We start from the raw sequence: 536 nt of genomic DNA, 5'->3' as shown, positions 1-536 counted from the left end.
GCAACGTGGCGACCGCGTCACCGAAACGCACCGCCTCCCGCACATGCCGCACCCAATACTCCGCCGATGCCAACTCGGCCGGCTCCGCCAGACGGCCCGTCACATTCGACACCACCGGCACCCTCGGCGCACGCCAGTCCAGGCCGGCGATGNNCAACCGCGAGTGGAACGCGTGACTCACCGCGAGCCGCTTCACCCGCCAACCCCGGACCGCACACTCCCCCGCGATCCGTTCCAGATCCCCGAGCGAGCCGGACAGCACCACCGACGTGGGTCCGTTCACGGCCGCGACGTCGACACCACCACCCGAACCGCCGGCCGTACCGGAGCCCGACGCCGGACCGTTCTCCCCCGCCGCAGCACCGTCGACGTCCCGCGCACCCGCACCGCCCACCGCGTCGGAACGCAGCAGTTCGCGCGCATCGGCCTCCGACGCACCGATTGCCAACATCCCGCCACCGGCCGGCAACGCCTGCATCAGCGAACCCCGCGCCGCCACCAGCACACAGGCGTCCTCAAGAGACAACACACCCGCC

General features: G+C 71.9%; 1 protein-coding gene. It reads right to left on the bottom strand.

Translation table 11 applies throughout. The features are described 5' to 3' along the window. The coding region (locus B1205_RS33495; protein ID WP_441338531.1) for an acyltransferase domain-containing protein at positions 1–536 on the bottom strand (536 nt) is incomplete at both ends.

Source organism: Micromonospora sp. NBS 11-29 (assembly GCF_002140155.1).
Classification (GTDB): Bacteria; Actinomycetota; Actinomycetes; order Mycobacteriales; family Micromonosporaceae; genus Micromonospora.
Note: the sequence above shows the minus strand (reverse complement) of the source record. Positions and strands in the feature narration are given on the sequence as shown.